At 55.2% G+C, this 23,623-nt stretch carries 20 protein-coding genes; 17 read left to right on the top strand and 3 right to left on the bottom strand.

Translation table 11 applies throughout. From position 1 onward, the window contains the following. Positions 1-51 precede the first annotated feature (51 nt). Positions 52-1,254 (bottom strand): acetate kinase, encoded by a 1,203-nt coding sequence (ackA, locus tag BEI65_RS00320; RefSeq protein ID WP_099061615.1) that lies wholly within the window; start codon positions 1,252-1,254, stop codon positions 52-54. Between the two features lie 355 nt (positions 1,255-1,609). Here ackA and yfbV point away from each other — a divergent pair, with 355 nt between their 5' ends. The 4 genes from yfbV to BEI65_RS00300 all read left to right on the top strand — a co-directional run bounded on the left by yfbV (position 1,610) and on the right by BEI65_RS00300 (position 5,425). Further along, a complete protein-coding gene (gene yfbV / locus BEI65_RS00315) occupies positions 1,610-2,065 on the top strand; it encodes a terminus macrodomain insulation protein YfbV (RefSeq protein WP_099061614.1) in 456 nt (151 codons plus the stop codon). 260 nt (positions 2,066-2,325) lie between these two features. Further along, the gene (locus BEI65_RS00310; protein ID WP_099061613.1) at positions 2,326-2,820 is read left to right on the top strand and encodes a YfbU family protein; all 495 of its coding nucleotides are present in this window, start codon (positions 2,326-2,328) and stop codon (positions 2,818-2,820) included. A gap of 16 nt (positions 2,821-2,836) precedes the next feature. Then, positions 2,837-3,493, top strand: a complete 657-nt coding sequence (locus BEI65_RS00305; protein ID WP_099061612.1) for a sugar phosphatase — start codon at positions 2,837-2,839, stop codon at positions 3,491-3,493. 99 nt (positions 3,494-3,592) lie between these two features. Continuing rightward, a complete protein-coding gene (locus tag BEI65_RS00300) occupies positions 3,593-5,425 on the top strand; it encodes an SLC13 family permease (RefSeq protein WP_099061611.1) in 1,833 nt (610 codons plus the stop codon). Between the two features lie 30 nt (positions 5,426-5,455). Here BEI65_RS00300 and yfbR read toward each other — a convergent pair whose 3' ends face one another. Both yfbR and BEI65_RS00290 read right to left on the bottom strand, forming a co-directional pair. Continuing rightward, on the bottom strand, positions 5,456-6,055 hold the full coding sequence (gene yfbR / locus BEI65_RS00295) for a 5'-deoxynucleotidase (RefSeq protein WP_037421003.1): 600 nt from the start codon (positions 6,053-6,055) through the stop codon (positions 5,456-5,458). Positions 6,056-6,263: 208 nt separating this feature from the next. Further along, positions 6,264-7,478, bottom strand: coding sequence for a pyridoxal phosphate-dependent aminotransferase (locus BEI65_RS00290; RefSeq protein ID WP_099061610.1), 1,215 nt, complete (start codon positions 7,476-7,478; stop codon positions 6,264-6,266). An 861-nt stretch (positions 7,479-8,339) separates the two neighbouring features. On the opposite strand from BEI65_RS00290, the gene lrhA reads away from it, so the two are divergent. The 13 genes from lrhA (at position 8,340) to nuoM (ending at position 23,617) form a co-directional block, all read left to right on the top strand. Further along, the gene (lrhA, locus tag BEI65_RS00285; protein WP_099061609.1) at positions 8,340-9,275 is read left to right on the top strand and encodes a transcriptional regulator LrhA; all 936 of its coding nucleotides are present in this window, start codon (positions 8,340-8,342) and stop codon (positions 9,273-9,275) included. Between the two features lie 712 nt (positions 9,276-9,987). After that, a complete protein-coding gene (locus BEI65_RS00280; protein WP_012146022.1) occupies positions 9,988-10,428 on the top strand; it encodes an NADH-quinone oxidoreductase subunit A in 441 nt (146 codons plus the stop codon). Between the two features lie 23 nt (positions 10,429-10,451). Beyond that, on the top strand, positions 10,452-11,126 hold the full coding sequence (locus BEI65_RS00275; RefSeq protein ID WP_004947278.1) for an NADH-quinone oxidoreductase subunit B family protein: 675 nt from the start codon (positions 10,452-10,454) through the stop codon (positions 11,124-11,126). 95 nt (positions 11,127-11,221) lie between these two features. Next, the gene (gene nuoC / locus BEI65_RS00270) at positions 11,222-13,018 is read left to right on the top strand and encodes an NADH-quinone oxidoreductase subunit C/D (RefSeq protein WP_099061608.1); all 1,797 of its coding nucleotides are present in this window, start codon (positions 11,222-11,224) and stop codon (positions 13,016-13,018) included. 2 nt (positions 13,019-13,020) lie between these two features. After that, on the top strand, positions 13,021-13,572 hold the full coding sequence (gene nuoE, locus BEI65_RS00265) for an NADH-quinone oxidoreductase subunit NuoE (protein WP_099061607.1): 552 nt from the start codon (positions 13,021-13,023) through the stop codon (positions 13,570-13,572). Further along, entirely contained in the window at positions 13,569-14,921 is a 1,353-nt protein-coding gene (nuoF, locus tag BEI65_RS00260; protein WP_099061606.1) for an NADH-quinone oxidoreductase subunit NuoF, read from the top strand. The genes nuoE and nuoF overlap by 4 nt, the downstream gene beginning before the upstream one ends. Positions 14,922-15,000: 79 nt before the next feature. Then, positions 15,001-17,739 (top strand): NADH-quinone oxidoreductase subunit NuoG, encoded by a 2,739-nt coding sequence (gene nuoG / locus BEI65_RS00255; protein WP_099061643.1) that lies wholly within the window; start codon positions 15,001-15,003, stop codon positions 17,737-17,739. After that, entirely contained in the window at positions 17,736-18,713 is a 978-nt protein-coding gene (gene nuoH, locus BEI65_RS00250; protein ID WP_085117774.1) for an NADH-quinone oxidoreductase subunit NuoH, read from the top strand. Before nuoG ends, nuoH begins: the two co-directional genes overlap by 4 nt. A gap of 14 nt (positions 18,714-18,727) precedes the next feature. Next, a complete protein-coding gene (gene nuoI, locus BEI65_RS00245) occupies positions 18,728-19,270 on the top strand; it encodes an NADH-quinone oxidoreductase subunit NuoI (RefSeq protein WP_004947256.1) in 543 nt (180 codons plus the stop codon). Between the two features lie 13 nt (positions 19,271-19,283). Further along, positions 19,284-19,844, top strand: coding sequence for an NADH-quinone oxidoreductase subunit J (gene nuoJ, locus BEI65_RS00240; protein ID WP_085117771.1), 561 nt, complete (start codon positions 19,284-19,286; stop codon positions 19,842-19,844). Then, positions 19,841-20,143 carry an NADH-quinone oxidoreductase subunit NuoK gene (nuoK, locus tag BEI65_RS00235; protein WP_085117770.1) on the top strand — a complete coding sequence of 101 codons (303 nt, stop codon included), beginning with the start codon at positions 19,841-19,843 and terminating at the stop codon, positions 20,141-20,143. The genes nuoJ and nuoK overlap by 4 nt, the downstream gene beginning before the upstream one ends. Continuing rightward, positions 20,140-21,987 carry an NADH-quinone oxidoreductase subunit L gene (nuoL, locus tag BEI65_RS00230; RefSeq protein ID WP_099061605.1) on the top strand — a complete coding sequence of 616 codons (1,848 nt, stop codon included), beginning with the start codon at positions 20,140-20,142 and terminating at the stop codon, positions 21,985-21,987. The genes nuoK and nuoL overlap by 4 nt, the downstream gene beginning before the upstream one ends. A 100-nt stretch (positions 21,988-22,087) precedes the next feature. After that, a complete protein-coding gene (nuoM, locus tag BEI65_RS00225; RefSeq protein ID WP_099061604.1) occupies positions 22,088-23,617 on the top strand; it encodes an NADH-quinone oxidoreductase subunit M in 1,530 nt (509 codons plus the stop codon). Positions 23,618-23,623 lie beyond the last annotated feature (6 nt).

The following is a 23,623-nucleotide window of genomic DNA, read 5'->3' as shown; positions in this document are numbered from 1 at the left end:
ACATGAGGCTAAAACAGCACCGTCAGCCTGGGCTGACGGTGTCGGAGAGCGTTACGCGGTCAGACGGGATGCGTCTTGCGCGATGACCAACTCTTCGTTGGTCGGGATAACCAGCGCCAGGCGGCTACCGTCTTTGGTGATGGCACCGGATTTACCGAAGCGAGCATCCATGTTGCGGTCGTGGTCAACTTCGAAGCCCAGCAGGCCCAGTTTGTTCAGGGTCAGCTCACGCACCATACCGGCGTTTTCACCGATACCGCCGGTGAAGACGACTGCGTCCAGACGGCCGTCCATCAGTGCGCTGTAGGCACCGATGTACTTGGCCAGGCGGTGGCAGAATACGTCCATCGCACGCTTGGCATCGGCTTTGCTTTCGTAGTTGTCTTCAACATAACGGCAGTCGCTGGTGACTTCGGTCAGGCCCAGCAGGCCGGATTCTTTGGTCAGCATTTTGTTGATTTGATCAACGCTCATGCCCAGGGAGTCGTGCAGGTGGAAGATAATGGCAGGATCGATGTCACCGCTACGGGTACCCATGACCAGGCCTTCCAGCGGGGTCAGACCCATGGAGGTGTCAACGCATTTGCCGTTGCGCACTGCGGTAACGGAACCGCCGTTGCCCAGGTGGCAGGTGATCAGGTTAACTTCTTCAACCGGCTTGTTCAGCGCCTTGGCCGCTTCTTGAGTTACGTAGAAGTGGCTGGTGCCGTGTGCGCCATAACGGCGAACGCTGTGGTCACGGTACAGGCTGTACGGCAGGGCGTACAGGTAGGATTCTTCCGGCATGGTCTGGTGGAACGCGGTGTCGAACACGGCAACGTTTTTATCCGCCAGTTTAGGGAAAGATTTCAATGCTTCAGCGATACCGATCAGGTGCGCCGGGTTATGCAGTGGTGCAAAAGGCACCGAATCTTTGATACCCTGCAGGACTTCGTCATTGATCACGGCAGAAGCAGTAAACTTCTCGCCGCCGTGCACAATGCGGTGACCGATAGCGGTCAGCTGTGCAGAAAGCTCAGGTTTTTGTGCCAGAATTGTATTAACAATGTAGTTCAGTGCTTCGCTGTGCGCAGCGCCGGCGCCCAGAGCCGCTTCGTGTTTCGCGCCGTCCATCTTCCACTTGAGGCGAGCCTCAGGCAGGTGGAAACATTCGGCTAAGCCGGAGAGGTGTTCTTCACCGTTGACAGCATCGATGATAGCGAACTTCAGGGAAGAACTGCCGCAGTTCAGGACCAGTACTAGCTTACTCGACATGGAAGTACCTACTTAAATAGTTCGTGTTGTTAAAGGAAAGACCAAAACACGTGGTGAATTAATCGTCAATCAGACAACAAGCGTAGCGCATAATGCCGTTGACATTTATGATTAACATCATGTGAATTGCACAAACCACATGACGATGAAAAAACCGATGATTTCTCTGCGGTTTAAGTAATCTTGATTTTTATAGGGCTAAAAGTTGACAGAATTCTTGTCATCTTCTACCGGCCAAAAGGCCGGCTTAGGATACCGATAGCCTGAGGCAAACACAAAATAAATTTAAAGCTTCAACTTTTTTAGTATTGTGTTGGCTGTGTCCTTATTTTTCTTTGTGACGTTGAGGTACGCAATGACGAGCAAACCGTCCGGTTCCGTTAGCTGGTTTCAGGTCTTCCAGCGCGGGCAGCATTATATGAAAACCTGGCCGTCGGACAAACGTCTGGCTCCGGTCTTTCCGGAGAATCGCGTTGCGAGTGCCACCCGTTTTGCCGTCCGCTTTATGCCACCGCTGGCGGTGTTTGCCCTGACCTGGCAGATTGCCCTGGGTGGCCAGTTGGGCCCGGCGATCGCCACTGCGCTGTTTGCGTGCAGCATGCCGATGCAGGGTCTGTGGTGGTTGGGCCGTCGTTCGGTCACCCCGTTGCCGCCAACGCTGCTGCAATGGTTCCATGAAGTCCGCAACAAGCTGGCGGAAGCCGGTCAGGCGGTAGCACCGGTAGAAGGCCCGCCGACCTACCAGGCGCTGGCGGACCTGCTGAAACGCGCCTTCAAGCAGTTGGATAAAACCTTCCTGGATGACCTGTAACCACAAAAATGGCCGCATTGATTGCGGCCTGATTAAGTTTGATGTCTAGTCTGAGATACCCGGGCCTAGCGCACCGAGGGGCGCTCCGGCAGCTGAAGCTGCTACGACCCCTTCGGCACGCTCTCCCTAATAATAGGCCTGGGCATAGCTTGTTCCAGCCAATAACCCCGGTTTAAATCAAAGAACCGGCGAGTTGTGATTTCCTGCGATATTGCGCTGTGCGATGCTTCCGCCATTAGTAATTTATCGAGGAAATTATAATGGAAATGACCCACGCCCAACGGCTGATCCTGTCGAACCAATACAAAATGATGACCATGCTGGATCCGGATAACGCCGAGCGTTACCGCCGCCTGCAGACCGTTATCGAACGTGGTTTTGGCCTGCAGATGCGCGAGCTGGATCGCGACTTCGGCGAAATGAGCGAAGAAGTGTGCCGCACCATTATCAACGTGATGGAAATGCACCATGCGTTGCAGGTCTCCTGGGATAACCTGAAGGAAAAACAGGGGATTGAGGCGCGCCGCCTGGCGTTTCTCGGCTTTGACGCCGCAACCGAAGCGCGTTATCTGAGCTATGTGCGGTTCCTTGTGACCACCGAGGGACGCTATACTCATTTCGATTCTGGCAGCCATGGCTTTAATGCCCAAACCAAAATGTGGGAAAAGTACCAGCGGATGCTGGCCATCTGGCTGTCATGCCCACGCCAGTATCATCTGAGCGCCGTTGAGATAGCGCAAATTATCAATGCCTGATTAAAAGAGGTTTCCTGTGGAGTGTAAGGGTTTTCTGTTCGATCTTGATGGGACGTTGGTTGATTCACTGCCGGCGGTAGAGCGTGCCTGGATTAACTGGGCCAAACGCCGCGGTATTAATCCGCAGGACGTACTGGATTTCATTCACGGTAAACAGGCCATTACCTCGTTACGTCACTTTATGCCGGGTGAAAGTGAGGAAGCCATCCAACAGGAGTTCCTGCTGCTGGAGCAGGTGGAAGCGCAGGATACCGATGGCGTCACGGCATTGCCTGGGGCTGCAGCCTTGCTGGAGCGCTTGAACCGCCTCGATATCCCGTGGGCGATCGTGACTTCCGGTTCGATCCCGGTGGCTACTGCTCGTCGTAATGCCGGTGGTTTGCCGCAGCCGGAGGTGTTCATCACCGCCGAGCAGGTAAAACATGGCAAGCCGCAGCCGGATGCCTACCTGCTGGGTGCGGAGCGCCTGGGGCTGGCGCCTCAGGACTGTGTGGTGGTGGAAGACGCCGCTGCCGGTATTCTTTCCGGGTTGGCTGCGGGCTGCCAGGTGATTGCGGTCAACGCACCAGCCGACGCCCCCAAGCTAGAGCAGGTTGATCTGTTGTTAACCTCGCTGGAGCAGATTGCAGTGAGTAAAACGGAGCAGGGTGCGGCGATAAGCCTGGTCGCCTGACCGAACCTATCTTCACCCAAATTGATTAGACCCCGCACCGGCGGGGTTTTTTTATGCTAATTTTTAAGCCCTTGGATATCTCTGCCGGATGAGGCCGTTTTGAACAGCGAATTACTGTGGGTGCTGAGTTTACTGTTGATTGCCATTGTGCTGTTTACCACCAACAAGCTGCGGATGGACGTCGTGGCGTTGCTGGTGATCATCGCTTTTGTGTTGAGCGGCACGCTGACCTTGGCGGAGGCCACGGTGGGCTTCAGCGATCCCAATGTGATCCTGATCGCCGCGTTGTTCGTGATTGGTGAAGGGTTGGTACGCACCGGCGTGGCTTATCAGGTGGGGGACTGGCTGGTGAAGGTGGCCGGCAGCAGCGAAACCAGAATGCTGATGTTGTTGATGGTCACCGTGGCCGGACTCGGGGCTTTTATGAGCTCGACCGGCGTGGTGGCGATCTTTATTCCGGTGGTACTCAGCGTGGCGGCGCGGATGAAAATCGCGCCGGGCAGGTTGATGATGCCACTGAGCTTTGCCGGTTTGATCAGCGGCATGATGACCCTGGTGGCAACGCCGCCGAACATGGTGGTCAACAGTGAGCTGGTCCGCGAGGGTATCAGTGGTTTTGGCTTCTTCGGCGTAACCCCGGTCGGTCTGGCGGTGCTGGTGTTGGGCGTGGGGTACATGCTGGTGGCCCGGCGCTGGTTGGCCAGTGACGACGGTGATAAAACGCGTGAAACCTGGCAGCGCCGTACCTTCCGCGATCTGATCCGTGACTATAAGCTGACCGGTCGTGCCCGCCGCTTGGCACTGCGCAGCGGCTCGCCGCTGGTCGGTCACTCGCTGGACGAGCTGCACCTGCGCGCCCGTTACGGTGCTAACGTGGTGGGGATTGAACGCTGGAAACGTTTCCGGCGGGTGATGGTCAGCGCATCCGGCAGCACCGAGCTGCGCGAAGGGGATGTGCTGCTGCTCGACATGTCGGACAGTCAGGTTGATCTGCGTGAGTTCTGCAGCGAGCAGCAGTTGGAGCCGATGGTCCTGCGCGGCGACTATTTCTCTGAACAGTCACGTAACGTCGGCATGGCGGAAGTGTCGTTGATCCCCGATTCAACCCTGTTGGGCAAAAGCCTGCGCGAGTCAGCCTTTCGCAGCCGCTACGATCTGAACGTGGTTGGTATTCGTCGCAATGGCGAAACCCTGGCAGGCAAGTTGGTGGATGAGCCCCTGGCGTTGGGCGATATTCTGTTGGTGATCGGCGACTGGAAGGCGATCCGCCAGTTGCAGGCGAAAACCCATGATTTTATCGTGCTCAATCTGCCGGCCGAGGTTGATGAAGTGGCACCGGCCATTACCCAGGCACCGCACGCACTGTTCTGCCTGGCGCTGATGGTCGCGATGATGCTGACCGATGAAATCCCCAACCCGATCGCCGCGCTGATTGCCTGCCTGTTGATGGGCAAGTTTCGCTGCATCGATATGGAAAGCGCCTATAAGTCGATTCACTGGCCGAGCATTATTTTGATTGTCGGTATGATGCCGTTTGCCCAGGCGCTGCAAAAAACCGGCGGGGTCGATTTGATCGTGCGTGGCTTAATGGACGTGGCGGGCGATGCCGGACCGCGGGTGATGCTGGTGTGCCTGTTTGCCCTTTGCGCCACTATCGGCCTGTTTATCTCCAACACCGCCACCGCGGTGCTGATGGCGCCGATCGCCATTGCGGCCGCGCGTGAAATGGGCGTTTCGCCTTACCCCTTTGCGATGATTATCGCCATCGCCGCTTCGGCCGCATTTATGACGCCGGTTTCTTCACCGGTAAACACGCTGGTGCTGGGGCCGGGAAACTATAAGTTCGGTGATTTTATCCGCATGGGCGTGCCGTTCACGCTGTTGGTGATGGTGGTCAGCGTGATTATCGTGCCCTGGCTGTATGCATTCTAATTAACGGCGCAGCGCGCTGCGCCATGAGAATTACAGGGAAGAATCCAGGCTGATTTCATCCAGCGACAGGCTGAAGCTGGGGATAAACACGTTCATGAAATAATCCATCTCCGGGCTGCTACGCTGCTGCAGGGTTTTTTCCAGTCGTGCTTTCGCCAGCTTGAATTCGTTATTGCCGGCAGACAACTCTTCCAGACATTTCAGGTAGGCGCACAGCGCATCGGCCTGTTTCACCACCAACTTTTCGTCTTCGGTGTAATAGTGTTCGTCGAGGATCGAGCGGAAATCGTTGCGTAATTCCGCCGGGATCATATCCAGCAGTTTCTGCTGGGCGATCTTTTCGATCTTCTTATACTCGTGGGCGATCTGCGGATTGTAGTATTTGATCGGCGTTGGCATGTCGCCGGTGATCACTTCGCTGGCATCGTGGTACATCGCCAGCAGGGCGACGCGATCGGCGCTCAGGTTGCCATTGAATTTTCGGTTTTTGATCACCGCCAGGGCGTGGGCAACAAATGCCACCTGCAGGCTGTGTTCGGAAACGTTCTCGGTGCGAACATTGCGCATCAGCGGCCAGCGGTTAATCAGTTTCAAACGGGACAGATGGGCAAAAAAGTGGCTCTGGCTCATGGTGCTCTCTTTTACAACGGCAAGTGAGGGTTCCATTGTGAGCAGTGACAGCAGGTTATGCAAATATCCTTCATGCTTCACGCTGCCTCTTTGTTGGCTGCCTTCGCTCACCCCGGTCACATAGCTATCTATGCTCTCGAGGATGTGCTCAGTTGCCGCCTTGATGCAACGCGAAGCATTTCGGTTATTACGAGAGCGTGCTTAATTTTTACTGACGGTAGCCTTCCAGGAAGCGGCCCAGTTTGCCCACCGCCATTTCCAGTTCATCCACCCGTGGCAGAGTCACGATGCGCACGTGGTCCGGATACGGCCAGTTGAACGCGCTACCCTGTACCAGCAGCACTTTTTCCTGCAGCAACAGGTCCAGCACCAATTTCTGATCATCGTGAATGTTAAAGCGTTTAGCGTCGATGCGCGGGAACATATACAGCGCCCCCTGAGGTTTCACGCAGGAAACGCCCGGGATTTGGTTCAACAGTTCCCAGGTACGATTGCGCTGTTCATACAGACGCCCGCCCGGTTGAATAAATTCGTTGATGCTCTGGTAGCCACCCAGCGCGGTTTGGATCGCATGCTGCATCGGCACGTTGGCGCATAGCCGCATGGATGCCAGCATTTCCAGCCCTTCGATATACCCCTTGGCGTGCTTCTTCGGCCCGTTCAACACCATCCAGCCCTGGCGGAAACCCGCCACGCGATAGGTTTTTGACAGTCCGTTAAAGGTCACGGTCAGCAGGTCCGGCGCCAGCGCAGCGATCGAATGGTGCTCGGCTTCGTCATACAGAATCTTGTCGTAGATTTCATCAGAAAAGATGATCAGGTTGTGCTGACGGGCGATCTCAACAATCTGCTCCAGCAGTGCCTTGCTGTAGACCGCGCCGGTCGGGTTGTTTGGGTTGATGATCACAATGCCGCGGGTGCGTGGGGTGATCTTGCTGATGATATCGTCCAGATCCGGGAACCAGCCGGCTTCTTCATCACACAGGTAATGCACGGCTTTGCCGCCGGACAGCGAAACAGCTGCGGTCCACAGCGGGTAATCCGGTGCCGGTACCAGCATTTCGTCGCCGCTGTTGAGCAGCGCCTGCATGGATTGCACAATCAGCTCGGAAACCCCATTACCGATGTAGATATCCTCAACGGTCACGTCACGTATGTTGCGCGCCTGATAGTGCTGCATGATCGCTTTACGCGCCGAGAAGAGCCCTTTGGAATCGGAATAGCCTTGCGCCGTGGGCAGATTGCGGATCACGTCGACCAGGATTTCATCAGGGGCGTCAAAACCAAACGGGGCAGGGTTGCCGATGTTCAGTTTCAGGACTTTATGGCCTTCTTCTTCAAGACGTTTAGCTTCTTTGAGCACCGGGCCGCGAATGTCATAACAGACGTTGTCCAGTTTGCTGGATTTCTCAATGGGGGACATAGAAAGTTGAGCCTTTTGCTGGGATAGGGGCGTTCCTACCGTGGAACACCGCAACCTGCTCAATGTACTCCTGGCGCAGATGCTTTTGAAGGGTTGTGCACGCCTTTGGTGCAAACGAAGGGCGCAACGGGGGATTTCAGGGATGATGAACAATACCAAAGTGATTTACTGGTGTTTAATTCCAGTGTTTATTATTTTATTGGTTTTTTATTCTGTAGAGGTGAGATCGGGTAGAGATAATGGCCCCATGTTATTGATGCAATGCTGACAGAACCGTACTCACTGTTAAGCCACATCGGGGATTTAGCGGAGATAAACTGTAAAGAAATGATAATGCCAGAGTAGTCTGATAGTCGCTTGTCCAGGCTCACTCCAAACTGAATCATAAGAAAATTCACATTAGCGCTATTTTAGTTTCTCTGTTAAGCCGCGTTTAAGTAGTTATTCCTTAGTTATTCACGGGGTAAATGTTACTGATTGAATTTATTAAAATCATTAAAAAATGTACCGGCTGTTACAAGAGGATCGTCTTACTCTTTTACGTATGAGAATACGCTGAGGCCAGTCTGGCTGCGGAGGTTGTGCAGCACAATTGGTGTGGTAATCCCGCTATCTGAATGAGTAAAATATTTTGTTCGGTAAAAATGAAACACTTGCACCACTTATAACGTCAGACGTTGTATAAGCATTCTCGATAGATCACATTTTAAAAGGCGATAGAGGTAACGAAATAAAAGTAATTTTTTGCCCTCCACTAATGAGTGGGGTACTGTCATGTCTGGCATCGTCCCTTTTAAACGATGTCTTAGAAACACACCAGGGTAGTTTGTAAATTAGAATTTAAAAAGTGAAGAAAACACTATGACAACTGCAAATCGTCCGATACTCAATCTCGACCTCGATCTGCTAAGAACCTTTGTAGCTGTTGCTGATTTGAATACTTTTGCGGCGGCGGCAGTCGCCGTTTGTCGTACTCAATCAGCCGTCAGCCAACAAATGCAGCGGTTAGAGCAACTGGTTGGCAAAGAGTTGTTTGCCCGTCACGGGCGCAATAAATTACTGACTGAACACGGTATTCAGCTTCTCGGCTACGCCAGAAAAATTCTGCGCTTTAACGACGAAGCCTGTACCTCTCTGATGTACAACAATATTAAAGGTGTTCTGACTATTGGCGCTTCTGATGATACCGCCGATACCATCCTGCCTTTCCTGCTTAACCGCGTCACTTCTGTGTATCCAAAACTGGCGATTGATGTGCGGGTGAAACCCAGCTCGTTCATGATCGAGATGCTGGAAAACGGTGAAGTTGATCTGGCGATTACCACGATGGCTACCGAAGATCGCCCGCACATTGTGCTGCGTACTTCGCCAACCCTGTGGTATTGCGCGGCGGATTACCATTTTCAGGCCGGTGAACCGATCCCGTTGGTGGTGATGGACGAACCCAGTCCGTTCCGCGCGATGGCGATTCAACACCTGGATGACGCCGGGATCCCATGGCGCATTGCCTATGTGGCCTCGACGCTGTCCGCCGTTCGTGCAGCCTGCAAGGCTGGGTTGGGCATCACCGTTCGACCAATTGAAATGATGAGCCCGGACCTGCGGGTGCTCGGCGCAGCGGAAGGTTTGCCAACGCTGCCGGACACGCAATACAGCTTGTGCAAGGACCTGCAGTGCGGCAACGAGCTGGCGATGGCCATTTTCAGTGCCATGCAGAACGGCAACGATAACTACAGCTTCAATGGGCCGAGTAGCTCGTTGCAGGATGACACCTGCCTGGTTGACGATGAGGAATAACTCCAAAACGCGTTAAATCCGGTGATAAAACCTCTGCTTCGGCGGAGGTTTTTTTTGCTCTGAATTCAGTGAAAATTTAATTTATGAGGGGTTCGTTTTATTTTCATAGCGAAGTGGTTATTTGTTTGACTAAATCGTTGCCGATGAGAACGGTTATCAGACGAAGAAATAGCCTTTCGGTTATTTTTTGAACGAATAATTATAAAGGTAAAGGCCTGGAATCAATATGGTTATTTTGGTAGTTTGTGCCGGGATTATTTGACCGACGTAATTGACAAAATTTATTAAAGGGCCACACTTTTTTTGAGGGTTTATGCTAAAAACGTGTCCTGGATCAAAAAAATACCCCTAGGTAGTGAGTGGAAGAACAGGAGATTCCTGAGACAATGGTATAGTAAAACTGAAATGAGCATGTTGGTTTATATCTATCTGTTTCTACACATCAATTAACTGACACGATTTAGCCTAAGCCAGGCGCATCAAATGTTAATTAAATGATATGTATGTAAACTAGTGTGTAGATACTTTTGTCAAAGTTGACAAAAGGTTATAGAAAGGAGTAAAAAGCCCACAGTAAAACGCTGGCTAACTTGCTGTAATAGCAGTTTGTTTGTGTGGTTTATTTATCCTTCCCTTAAATCGATGTGGTGCACTAACTGCCAGAAACAAGAGCAGAGCGATCGACGCCACTTTTGATGAGTAAGCATAGAGTATGTCAACAACCACTGAAGTTATCGCTCATCACTGGGCGTTCGCCGTATTTTTTGTCGTGGCAATCGGGCTTTGCTGTTTAATGCTTATGGGTGCGTTCTTCCTGGGTGGGAGAGCCCGTGCGCGCGCCAAACATACCCCGTTTGAATCAGGCATCGACTCGGTCGGTACGGCGCGCATGCGTCTGTCCGCCAAGTTCTACCTGGTCGCCATGTTCTTCGTTATTTTCGATGTTGAAGCCTTGTACCTGTACGCCTGGTCGGTCTCCATACGTGAGAGCGGGTGGGTAGGCTTTATCGAAGCCGCCATTTTCATTTTGGTGTTATTGGCTGGGCTGGTTTATCTGGTGCGTATTGGCGCATTGGATTGGACTCCGGTGCGCTCCCGGCGCCAGAGCAAGCCAGGCACAATCAAAAACGCCACTAACAGTCATCCGCAGTAGTCGGTTAAAAACGAGGCATTAAGATGGACTATACGCTCACCCGCATAGACCCGAACGGTGAGAACGACCGTTACCCCCTGCAAAAACAGGAGATCGTTGCCGATCCCCTGGACCAACAGGTTCACCGCACGGTTTACATGGGTAAACTCGAACATGCATTGCATGACATGGTGAACTGGGGGCGTAAAAACTCTATTTGGCCGTATAACTTCGGCCTTTCGTGCTGTTACGTGGAGATGGTGACGTCGTTTACCGCCGTTCACGACGTGGCGCGTTTTGGTGCTGAAGTTCTGCGTGCATCACCGCGTCAGGCTGACCTGATGGTGGTGGCCGGTACCTGCTTTACCAAGATGGCCCCGGTTATTCAACGTCTGTACGAACAGATGCTGGAACCAAAATGGGTGATCTCCATGGGTGCCTGTGCCAACTCCGGCGGCATGTACGATATCTATTCCGTGGTACAGGGCGTGGACAAGTTCCTGCCGGTCGACGTGTACATTCCTGGCTGTCCACCGCGCCCGGAAGCTTACATGCAGGCACTGATGCTGTTGCAGGAATCTATTGGCAAAGAACGCCGCCCTCTGTCCTGGGTTGTCGGCGATCAGGGTGTTTACCGCGCCAACATGCAGTCTGAAAGAGAGCGTAAACACGGCGAGCGTATCGCGGTGACCAACCTTCGGACGCCTGACGAGATTTAAGACGTTCATTTAACGTCCATCTTAGTGCGCTATTGGTTAACACAGCGAAAAGTGAACTTGCGGCGAAATAACCCTTCAGTGTGGTGAAAAAAATTATGACAGATTCAACGACGCACGACGCATTGCCGGCCTGGCAAACCAGAGATCACCTTGACGATCCGGTGATTGGCGAACTGCGCAACCGTTTTGGGCCGGAAGCCTTTACTGTTCAGCCTACCCGTACCGGAATACCCGTGGTATGGGTCAAAGCCGATCAGTTACTGGAAGTAATGACGTTTTTGAGAAAGCAGCCGAAGCCTTATGTCATGCTGTTCGATCTGCATGGCATGGACGAGCGTCTTCGTACCCACCGCGACGGCTTGCCTGCTGCGGATTTTTCTGTTTTCTATCATCTGATTTCTATCGAACGCAACCGCGACATCATGCTGAAAGTGGCGCTGTCTGAAAAAGACCTGCACGTGCCCACAGCGACCAAGGTATTCCCTAATGCCAACTGGTATGAGCGTGAAACCTGGGAAATGTTCGGTATTACCTTCGACGGCCACCCGCACCTGACGCGCATCATGATGCCGCAAACCTGGGAAGGCCACCCGCTGCGTAAAGATTACCCGGCGCGTGCCACCGAATTCGATCCCTTTGTGTTGACCAAACAGAAAGAAGATCTGGAAATGGAAGCGCTGACTTTCAAACCGGAAGACTGGGGCATGAAGCGCGGTACCGAGAACGAGGACTTCATGTTCCTTAACCTCGGCCCGAACCACCCGTCTGCGCACGGTGCATTCCGTATCATTCTGCAGTTGGATGGCGAAGATATTGTCGACTGCGTACCGGATATCGGTTACCACCACCGTGGCGCCGAGAAGATGGGCGAGCGTCAGTCCTGGCACAGCTATATTCCGTACACCGACCGTATCGAGTACCTCGGCGGCTGCGTGAATGAAATGCCTTACGTGCTGGCAGTTGAGAAACTGGCAGGCATCAAGGTGCCGGATCGCGTTGATACCATCCGCGTGATGCTGTCCGAACTGTTCCGTATCAACAGCCACCTGCTGTACATCAGTACCTTCATTCAGGACGTCGGCGCCATGACCCCGGTGTTCTTCGCCTTTACCGACCGTCAGAAAATCTACGATCTGGTTGAAGCGATCACCGGTTTCCGTATGCACCCGGCCTGGTTCCGTATTGGCGGTGTTGCACACGACCTGCCGCGCGGATGGGATCGCCTGCTGCGCGAGTTCCTTGAGTGGATGCCAAAACGTCTGGATTCTTACGTCAAGGCCGCACTGAAGAACAGCATCCTGAAAGGCCGTTCCGTTGGCGTGGCATCCTACAATGCGAAAGAAGCGTTGGAGTGGGGCGTCACTGGCGCGGGTCTGCGTGCCACCGGTATCGAGTTCGATGTGCGCAAATGGCGTCCGTATTCCGGCTATGAGAATTTCGATTTCGAAGTTCCGGTCGGTGACGGTAACAGCGACTGCTACACCCGTGTGATGCTGAAGGTGGAAGAGCTGCGCCAGAGCTTGCGCATTCTCGAACAGTGCCTGAACAACATGCCGGAAGGCCCGTTCAAGGCCGATCACCCGCTGACCACGCCGCCGCCGAAAGAGCGCACGCTGCAGCACATTGAAACGCTGATCACCCACTTCCTGCAGGTTTCCTGGGGCCCGGTGATGCCAGCCAACGAATCATTCCAGATGATTGAAGCCACTAAAGGGATCAACAGCTACTACCTGACCAGCGACGGCAGCACCATGAGCTACCGCACCCGGGTACGTACGCCAAGCTTTGCGCACCTGCAGCAAATCCCAGCGGTAATCCGTGGCAGCCTGGTCTCCGACCTGATCGTCTATCTGGGTAGTATCGATTTTGTAATGTCAGATGTGGACCGCTAACTATGCATGATCAAAAAGACAATCACGCGAATAACCCCGCGCTTGAACCTATCAATGCGGCCGCTCCTCAGAGCGGCGTTGATGCATTTGAGCTGAGTGCGGAAGAACGTGATGCGATCGAGCACGAAAAGCACCATTACGAGGACCCACGCGCCGCCTCTATCGAAGCACTGAAAATTGTGCAGAAGCAGCGTGGCTGGGTTCCGGATGGGGCGATTTATGCCATCGCGGAGCTGCTGGGCATTCCTGCCAGTGACGTAGAAGGCGTGGCCACGTTCTACAGCCAGATTTTCCGTCAGCCAGTAGGACGTCACGTGATCCGTTATTGTGACAGCGTTGTTTGTCACATCACCGGTTACCAGGGCATTCAGGCCGCCATTGAGAAGAAGCTGAGCATCAAACCGGGTCAAACCACCTTTGATGGCCGTTTCACTCTGCTGCCAACCTGCTGCCTGGGCAACTGCGATAAAGGGCCGACCATGATGATTGATGAGGACACTCACAGTCAGCTGAAGCCTGAAGATATCGAGACGCTACTGGAGCAGTATCAATGATTAAAGACATTGTGCGCACTCCCGAAATGCACCCGCTGACCTGGCGGCTGCGCGATGACAAACAGCCGGTCTGGCTGGATGAATACCGCAGCAAGAACGGCTATGCCGGTGCCGAAAAGGCCATCAAGGGCATGGCTCCGGACGAGATCGTCACCCTGGTGAAAGACGCCGGGTTGAAAGGTCGCGGCGGTGCGGGCTTCTCCACCGGTTTGAAGTGGAGCCTGATGCCGAAAGACGAATCCATGAACATCCGTTACCTGCTGTGTAACGCCGATGAAATGGAGCCGGGCACCTATAAAGACCGCTTGCTGATGGAGCAACTGCCGCACCTGTTGGTGGAAGGCATGCTGATCTCGGCGTTCGCGCTGAAGGCCTATCGCGGCTACATCTTCCTGCGTGGTGAGTACATCGAAGCTGCGGTGCATTTGCGCCGGGCGATCGCTGAAGCCACCGAAGCCGGTTATTTGGGCAAGAACATCATGGGCAGCGGCTTCGACTTCGAGCTGATTGTTCATACCGGCGCCGGTCGCTACATCTGTGGCGAAGAAACCGCACTGATCAACTCGCTGGAAGGCCGCCGTGCCAACCCGCGTTCCAAGCCACCTTTCCCGGCGTCCTCCGGTGTCTGGGGCAAACCGACCTGCGTCAATAACGTAGAAACCCTGTGCAACGTTCCGGCGATCCTTGAAAGCGGCGTTGACTGGTACAAGGGGATCTCCGCCGGCAAGAGTAACGACGCCGGTACCAAACTGATGGGCTTCTCCGGCCGGGTGAAAAACCCAGGCGTTTGGGAGCTGCCGTTTGGCACCACCGCACGTGAAATTCTGGAAGATTACGCCGGTGGCATGCGTGACGGTCTGCGTTTCAAAGCCTGGCAGCCAGGCGGCGCGGGCACCGACTTCCTGACCGCCGATCACCTCGATCTGCCGATGGACTTCGAGAGCATCGGTAAAGCCGGTAGCCGTCTCGGTACCGCGCTGGCGATGGCCGTAGACCACGAGATTGGCATGGTTCCGCTGGTGCGTAACCTGGAAGAATTTTTCTCTCGCGAGTCCTGCGGCTGGTGTACGCCATGCCGTGACGGTCTGCCGTGGAGCGTGAAGATCCTGCGTGCGCTGGAGAATGGCGAAGGGCAGCCGGGGGATATCGAAACCCTTGAGCAGCTGTGCCGTTCTCTCGGCCCGGGCAAAACCTTCTGCGCCCATGCGCCAGGTGCCGTAGAGCCACTGCAAAGCGCGATTAAATATTTCCGTGAAGAGTTCGAAGCGGGCATTGCCGTGAAGCACTTCAGTAACGCGCATGCGATTGGCGGTATTCAGCCGAACAATCTGCTGAAGCAACGCTGGTAAGCCGACTCGCCCCGACGACACGGCCAGAATTTTTGATTAACGCCTGCCGCAAGGCAGGCCACTTGGAAGCATGCTGACTATGGCTACGATTCATGTAGACGGCAAAGAATACGACGTAGATGGGGCCGACAACCTGCTGCAGGCTTGTCTCTCCCTCGGGCTCGATATTCCTTACTTTTGCTGGCATCCGGCGCTGGGAAGCGTCGGCGCTTGCCGCCAATGTGCGGTAAAGCAATACCAAAACGCGGAAGATACGCGTGGCCGTTTGGTGATGTCTTGTATGACACCGGCATCCGATGGAACCTTTATTTCCATCGACGATGGCGAAGCCAAACAGTTCCGTGAAAGCGTGGTTGAGTGGTTGATGACCAACCACCCGCACGACTGTCCGGTATGTGAAGAAGGCGGTAACTGTCACCTGCAGGATATGACAGTAATGACCGGCCACAGCTTCCGTAAATACCGCTTCAGTAAGCGTACTCACAACAACCAGGAGCTGGGGCCGTTTATCTCGCATGAGATGAACCGCTGTATCGCCTGTTACCGTTGTGTGCGCTACTACAAGGATTATGCGGACGGCACCGACTTCGGTGTGTACGGCGCGCACGATAACGTCTACTTCGGTCGTACCGAGAGCGGCACGCTGGAAAGCGAGTTCTCCGGCAACCTGGTGGAAGTGTGCCCGACCGGCGTGTTCACCGATAAAACCCACTCCGAGCGCTATAACCGTAAGTGGGACATGCAGTTTGCGCCAAGCATCTGCCAGCAGTGCAGCATCGGCTGTAACACCAGCCCAGGCGAACGCTATGGTGAACTGCGTCGTATCGAAAACCGTTATAACGGCAGCGTGAACCACTACTTCCTGTGTGACCGCGGCCGCTTCGGTTATGGCTACGTGAACCAGAAAGATCGTCCGCGTCAGCCACAACAACTGCGTGGCAACGACTGGATCACCCTGAACGCCGAGCAGGCGATGCAGGGCGCTGCGGATATTCTGCGTCAGGCGAAGAAAACCATCGGCATTGGCTCACCACGCGCCAGTCTGGAAAGTAACTTCGCACTGCGTGATTTGGTGGGTGCCGAGAACTTCTACACCGGTATCTCGCAGGCCGAGCAGGGCCGTCTGGACCTGATGCTGAACGTGCTGCAAAACAGCGGTGTTCACACCCCTGCGCTGCGCGAAATCGAAGGTTACGACGCGGTGCTGGTGCTGGGTGAAGATTTGACCCAGACCGGTGCACGTATTGCCCTGTCGGTACGTCAGGCGGTGAAGGGCAAGGCTCGCGCCATGGCTGCGGCCCAACGCGTTGCCGACTGGCAGATTGCTGCGGTGCAGAACATCGGCCAGCACGCCAAACACCCGCTGTTCGTTACCAACGTGGATAACACCCGTCTGGACGACATCGCGGCATGGAATTACCGTGCACCGGTGGATGAGCAGGCGCGCTTCGGCTTCGCTATCGCCCATGCGCTGGACAACGCGGCACCGGCGGTCAACGATTTGGCTGACGGCCTGAACAAGAAAGTCGATATCATCGTGCAGGCGCTGACCGACGCGCGTAAACCGCTGATCGTTACCGGCAGCAACGCCGGCAGCGAAGCCATCATCGAAGCGGCGGCCAACATCGCCAAAGCGCTGAAGGATCGCGGTTCTGACGTCGGCATCACCTTTGTCGCCAGCGCTGCCAACAGCATCGGTTTGTCGATGATCGGCGGCGGTTCGCTCGATCAGGCTCTGACCCTGCTGGAAAGCGGCGAAGCCGACACGGCCATCGTGATGGAAAACGATCTCTACCGGCATGCGCCGGCGGCGAAAGTGGACGCTGCGCTGGCCAAGGTCAGCAACCTGATCGTGGTCGATCACCAGCGTACCGCCATCATGGACAAGGCTAACCTGATCCTGTCGGCGGCCAGCTTCGCCGAAAGCGACGGTACTCTGGTCAACCAGGAAGGCCGCGCACAGCGTTTCTTCCAGGTTTACGATCCGGCGTACTACGACGACGCGAAGAAAGACGTTTACACCGTGATGCTGGAAAGCTGGCGTTGGATGCACTCGCTGCATTCCACCTATACCAGCCGCCACGTGGACTGGACTCAGCTCGACCATGTGATCGAAGCCTGTGTCACCGCGTTGCCGCAGTTGCAGGGTATTGTCGACGCCGCACCGGACGCGAGTTTCCGTATCCGCGGCCAGAAACTGGCACGTTCTCCGATCCGCTCCAGTGGCCGTACGGCGATGCGCGCCAATATCAGCGTGCACGAACCGCGTCAGCCGCAGGATAAAGACACCATGTTTGCCTTCTCAATGGAAGGGAACAACAGCCCGTTTGCCGATCGTCAGCAGATCCCGTTCGCCTGGGCACCAGGTTGGAACTCACCGCAAGCCTGGAACAAATTCCAAGCCGAAGTGGGTGGCAAGCTGCGTCATGGCGATCCGGGCGTGCGCTTGATCGAAGCGGGGGAGGGCAAGCTGGGTTACTTCACCCAAGTGCCTGCCGCCTTTGGTCAACAGCAAGGCTGGCGTGTCGCGCCGTATTACCACCTGTTCGGCAGTGATGAAATGTCACAGCGTTCCGGGGTGATTCAGCAGCGCATGCCGGATGCTTATGTGATGGTCAACCCGACCGACGCTGCTGCGCTTGGCGTCAATGCCGGTGCGCTGGTGGAGTTCAGCTGTGCGGGTCAGACCTTGCGTCTGCCGGTGCGTCTGAGTGAAACCCTGGCCCAGGGCCAGGTGGGCTTACCGCTCGGCTTGCCAGGGATCTCGCCGGTACTGGTGGGTGCAACGGTTGAAAATCTGCGGGAGGCAACACGATGAGCTGGTTTACCCCTGAGGTGATCGACATTCTGATCTCCATTCTTAAAGCGGTAGTGATCCTGCTGGTCGTAGTCACCTGTGGGGCATTCATGAGCTTCGGCGAACGCCGTTTGCTCGGCTTGTTCCAGAACCGTTATGGACCGAACCGTGTCGGCTGGGGTGGCTCACTGCAGCTGGTCGCCGACATGATCAAAATGTTCTTCAAGGAAGACTGGGTACCGAAATTCTCCGACCGGGTGATCTTTACCCTGGCGCCGATGATCGCCTTTACTTCCCTGTTGCTGGCATTTGCCATCGTCCCGGTCAGTCCGACCTGGGCGGTGTCCGACCTCAACATCGGTATTTTGTTCTTCCTGATGATGGCCGGCCTGGCGGTTTACGCCGTGCTGTTTGCCGGCTGGTCGAGCAACAACAAATACTCGCTGTTGGGGGCGATGCGTGCTTCTGCGCAAACCCTGAGCTACGAAGTGTTCATCGGCCTGTCGTTGATGGGTGTGGTGGCGCAGGCGGACTCCTTCAACATGCAGGCGATCGTTGAATCTCAGGCGCATATGTGGAACGTCATCCCGCAATTCTTTGGTTTCATTACCTTTGCGATTGCCGGCGTGGCGGTGTGTCACCGTCACCCGTTTGACCAACCGGAAGCCGAGCAGGAACTGGCTGACGGTTACCACATTGAATATTCCGGCATGAAGTTCGGTCTGTTCTTCGTGGGTGAATACATAGGTATCGTCACCGTTTCTGCCCTGATTGTGACGTTGTTCTTCGGTGGCTGGCAGGGTCCTTTCCTACCGCCATTCATCTGGTTCGCGCTGAAAACGGCTTTCTTCATGATGATGTTCATTCTGATTCGTGCTGCTCTGCCACGCCCGCGCTATGACCAGGTGATGTCCTTCGGCTGGAAAGTCTGTCTGCCGTTGACGCTACTGAACCTGCTGGCGACTGCCGCAGTCATTTTGTACAACGCTCAATAAGGGGTGAATAAACCATGACATTGAAAGAGTTATTGGTTGGTTTCGGCACCCAGGTGCGCAGTATTTGGATGATAGGCCTGCACGCCTTCGCCAAACGCGAAACCCAGATGTATCCGGAAGAACCGGTTTACCTGCCGCCGCGCTACCGTGGCCGCATCGTGCTGACGCGCGATCCGGACGGCGAAGAGCGCTGCGTGGCGTGTAACCTGTGTGCGGTTGCCTGCCCGGTGGGCTGTATCTCGCTGCAAAAAGCAGAACAGAAAGACGGCCGTTGGTACCCGGAGTTCTTCCGCATCAACTTCTCGCGCTGCATTTTCTGCGGCCTGTGCGAAGAAGCTTGCCCAACTACCGCGATCCAGCTGACGCCGGATTTCGAAATGGGTGAGTTCAAGCGTCAGGATCTGGTGTACGAAAAAGAAGATCTGTTGATCTCGGGGCCGGGTAAATATCCGGAATATAACTTCTACCGGATGGCCGGTATGGCGATTGACGGCAAAGCCAAGGGCGAAGCCGAAAACGAAGCCAAACCGATCGACGTCAAAGGTCTGTTGCCTTAAGGAGCCAGCAAGCATGGAAATTGCCTTTTATCTGGCAGGTTTTATTGCGGTGATCTCGACAATTCGCGTGATCTCGCATACCAATCCTGTGCATGCGTTGCTGTATCTGATCGTTTCGTTACTGGCGATCTCTGCAGTCTTTTTCTCACTCGGCGCGTACTTCGCCGCGGCATTGGAAATCATCGTCTACGCCGGCGCCATCATGGTGTTGTTCGTGTTCGTGGTTATGATGCTGAACCTCGGCAACGCGGTGCAGCAGCAAGAGCGCGATTGGCTGAAGCCGTCGGTGTGGATCGGCCCTGGCATCTTGTCGCTGGCGCTGTTGGCGGTGCTGATTGTCGCTATCCGCAGCGTGTCCGATCAGGGCATCAGCGGTGAGATGGTTGACGCTAAAGCGGTGGGGATCAGCCTGTTTGGTCCTTACGTTCTGGCGGTTGAGCTGGCTTCAATGCTGCTGTTGGCAGGTCTGGTTGTTGCCTTCCACATTGGCCGTGAGCACAAACCGGGTGAGGTGTTGAGCAACGCCCCGGCCAGTAGCGAAATGGCGAGAAGAAAATCGGAGGAGCAAGCATGATCCCTCTTCAACATGGCCTGATCCTGGCGGCAGTCCTGTTCGTCCTGGGTCTGACCGGGTTGCTGGTCCGTCGCAATCTGCTGTTTATGCTGATCAGTCTGGAAGTGATGATCAACGCCGCAGCATTGGCGTTTATCGTTGCGGGCAGCTACTGGGGCCAACCGGACGGGCAGGTGATGTATATCCTGGCGATCAGCCTGGCAGCCGCCGAGGCCAGTATTGGTCTGGCATTGCTGCTGCAGCTTTACCGTCGTCGTCATACCCTGAATATTGATACTGTCAGTGAGATGCGCGGATGAACCTATTATATTTAACTATTCTGCTACCGCTGATCGGGTTCCTGCTGTTGGCCTTTTCCCGTGGCCGCTGGTCTGAGAACACCTCGGCAACCGTCGGCGTAGGCTCTATCGGCCTGGCTGCTCTGGTCACTGTCTATGTGGGGATGGATTTCTTCGCCCAGAAAGCCACTGGCGTGCAGCTGTTTGAGCAAAGCCTGTGGAACTGGATGAGCGTCGGTAACTTCAACATTGGCGTGACTCTGACGCTGGATGGCCTGTCGTTGACCATGCTGTCAGTGGTGACCGGCGTGGGCTTCTTCATTCACATGTTCGCTTCCTGGTACATGCGCGGTGAAGAGGGCTACTCACGCTTCTTCGCTTACACCAACCTGTTTATCGCCAGCATGGTGATATTGGTACTGGCGGACAACCTGTTGCTGCTGTACCTGGGTTGGGAAGGCGTGGGCCTGTGCAGCTATCTGTTGATCGGCTTCTATTACAAGGATCCGGCCAACGGTGCGGCGGCGATGAAAGCCTTCATCGTGACTCGCGTTGGTGATGTGTTCCTGGCGTTTGCGCTGTTCATTCTCTACAACGAGCTGGGCACGCTGAACATCCGCGAACTGATGATCCTGGCACCGCAAAAACTGGCGATCGGCGATACGGCGATCACCTGGGCTACCCTGATGTTGCTGGGTGGTGCGGTCGGTAAATCGGCGCAGTTGCCGTTGCAGACCTGGCTGGCAGATGCGATGGCGGGTCCAACCCCGGTTTCCGCACTGATCCACGCGGCGACCATGGTGACCGCGGGCGTTTATCTGATTGCCCGTACTCACGGCCTGTTCCTGATGGCGCCGGAAGTACTGCATCTGGTGGGGATTATCGGGGCGGTGACCCTGGTGCTGGCCGGCTTTGCCGCGCTGGTGCAGACCGATATCAAACGCGTACTTGCCTACTCCACCATGAGCCAGATTGGCTACATGTTCCTGGCGTTGGGCGTGCAGGCGTGGGATGCGGCTATCTTCCACCTGATGACCCATGCGTTCTTCAAGGCGCTGCTGTTCCTGTCCTCCGGTTCGGTGATCCTGGCCTGCCATCACGAGCAGAACATCTTCAAGATGGGTGGCCTGCGCAAGAGCATTCCGCTGGTTTACGTCTGCTTCCTGGTGGGTGGCGCTGCGCTGTCGGCCTTGCCGCTGATCACCGCAGGCTTCTTCAGTAAGGATGAGATCCTGGCCGGTGCGATGGCTAACGGTCACATCAACCTGATGATTGCCGGTCTGATCGGTGCGTTCATGACCTCGCTGTACACCTTCCGTATGATTTTCATCGTGTTCCATGGCGAAGAGAAAATCAAAGCGCATGCCGGTAAAGGCATCACTCACCACCTGCCGCTATTGGTTCTGCTGGTGCTGTCCACCTTCGTTGGCGCGATGATCGTTCCGCCACTGCAGGGCGTACTGCCAGACACCACCGAGCTGGCGCACGGTAGCGTACTGCAACTGGAGATCACCTCCGGCGTAGTGGCTATTGTCGGCATCCTGTTGGCGGCGGCACTGTGGCTGGGCAAACGTAGCCTGGTGACCCGCATTGCCAAGAGCGCACCGGGACGTTTCTTCTCGACCTGGTGGTTCCATGCCTGGGGCTTCGACTGGCTGTACGACAAAGTGTTCGTCAAGCCGTACCTGGGTATTGCGAAGTTGCTGCAACGTGATCCGCTGAACTCGATGATGAATCTGCCGGCCATCTTCTCCCGCTGGGGGAACCGAGGTCTGACAGTGAGCGAGAACGGTCAGGTGCGTTGGTATATAGCGTCTATGGGTGTGGGTGCAGTGGTCGTATTGGCTCTGTTGATTCTGGTTTAATTGAATAATTTAAACAGACGCATTTTTCGGGCGTAGCGCCCTGCAGGGCAGGCGCTACGTACAAAGTTTGAAATTATTCGTATAAGGGACACAAAACGCCATGCTATTACCTTGGCTAATTCTTATCCCCTTTATTGGCGGTCTGCTGTGCTGGCAGTTTGAGCGCTTCGGTACTAAGGTGCCGCGCTGGATTGCGTTGATCGCAATGGGGCTGACATTGGCGCTTTCTCTGTATCTGTGGATGCAGGGTGGCTACACATTGACTACGCCGAAAGGCATTCCGCAGTGGCAGTCTGAATTCCTGCTGCCGTGGATCCCACGCTTTGGTATTTCCATCCACCTGGCGCTGGACGGCCTGTCACTGCTGATGGTGGTGCTGACCGGCCTGCTGGGCGTGCTGGCGATCCTCTGTTCCTGGCGTGAAATCCAGAAATATCAGGGCTTCTTCCACCTGAACCTGCTGTGGATCCTGGGTGGGGTAATCGGCGTGTTCCTCGCCATCGACATGTTCCTGTTCTTCTTCTTCTGGGAAATGATGTTGGTGCCGATGTACTTCCTGATTGCGCTCTGGGGTCACAAGGCGTCGGACGGGAAAACCCGTATCACTGCGGCCACCAAGTTCTTCATCTATACCCAGGCCAGCGGTCTGGTGATGCTGATTGCGATTATGGGCCTGGTGTTCGTGCACTATAACGCGACCGGCGTGTGGACCTTCGATTACGAAGATCTGCTGCAGACGCCAATGTCGCACAACGTGCAATACCTGTTGATGCTAGGCTTCTTCATTGCCTTCGCGGTGAAAATGCCGGTGGTACCGCTGCACGGCTGGTTGCCTGATGCGCATAGCCAGGCCCCTACCGCAGGTTCTGTGGACCTGGCGGGGATCTTGCTGAAGACCGCGGCCTACGGCATGTTACGTTTCAGCCTGCCGCTGTTCCCGGAAGCGTCACACGAGTTTGCGCCTATCGCCATGTGGCTGGGTGTGATCGGTATCTTCTACGGCGCCTGGATGGCGTTTGCGCAGACCGACATCAAGCGTCTGATTGCTTACACCTCGGTTTCCCATATGGGCTTCGTGCTGATCGCCATCTACACCGGCAGCCAACTGGCTTACCAGGGCGCGGTGATCCAGATGATTGCGCACGGCCTGTCTGCGGCCGGTATGTTCATCATCTGTGGCCAGCTGTACGAACGTCTGCATACCCGTGACATGCGTGAAATGGGCGGTCTGTGGGGACGTATCAAATACATCCCTGCGCTGTCGCTGTTCTTCGCAGTGGCGACGCTGGGGATGCCGGGTACCGGTAACTTCGTCGGTGAATTCATGATCCTGTTCGGCAGCTACCAGGTTGTGCCGGTGATCACCGTGATTTCTACCTTCGGTCTGGTGTTTGCTTCGGTTTACTCGTTGATCATGATGCAGCGTGCCTATTACGGCAAAGCCAAATCTGACCAACCGTTGCCGGGCATGACCGCGCGTGAGCTGTTTATCGTTCTGTTGCTGGTGGTATTGCTGGTTCTGCTCGGGGTTTACCCGCAGCCGATTCTGGATACTTCCAATGCGGCGATGAGCAACGTGCAACACTGGTTTGGTTCGTCAGTTTCAGCAATTTCAACAACAAGGCCGTAATTCGCC

Source organism: Serratia sp. BW106 (assembly GCF_002607755.1).
In the GTDB taxonomy this organism is placed as follows: domain Bacteria; phylum Pseudomonadota; class Gammaproteobacteria; order Enterobacterales; family Enterobacteriaceae; genus Serratia; species Serratia proteamaculans.
This window is presented reverse-complemented; position numbering and strand designations above follow the sequence as displayed.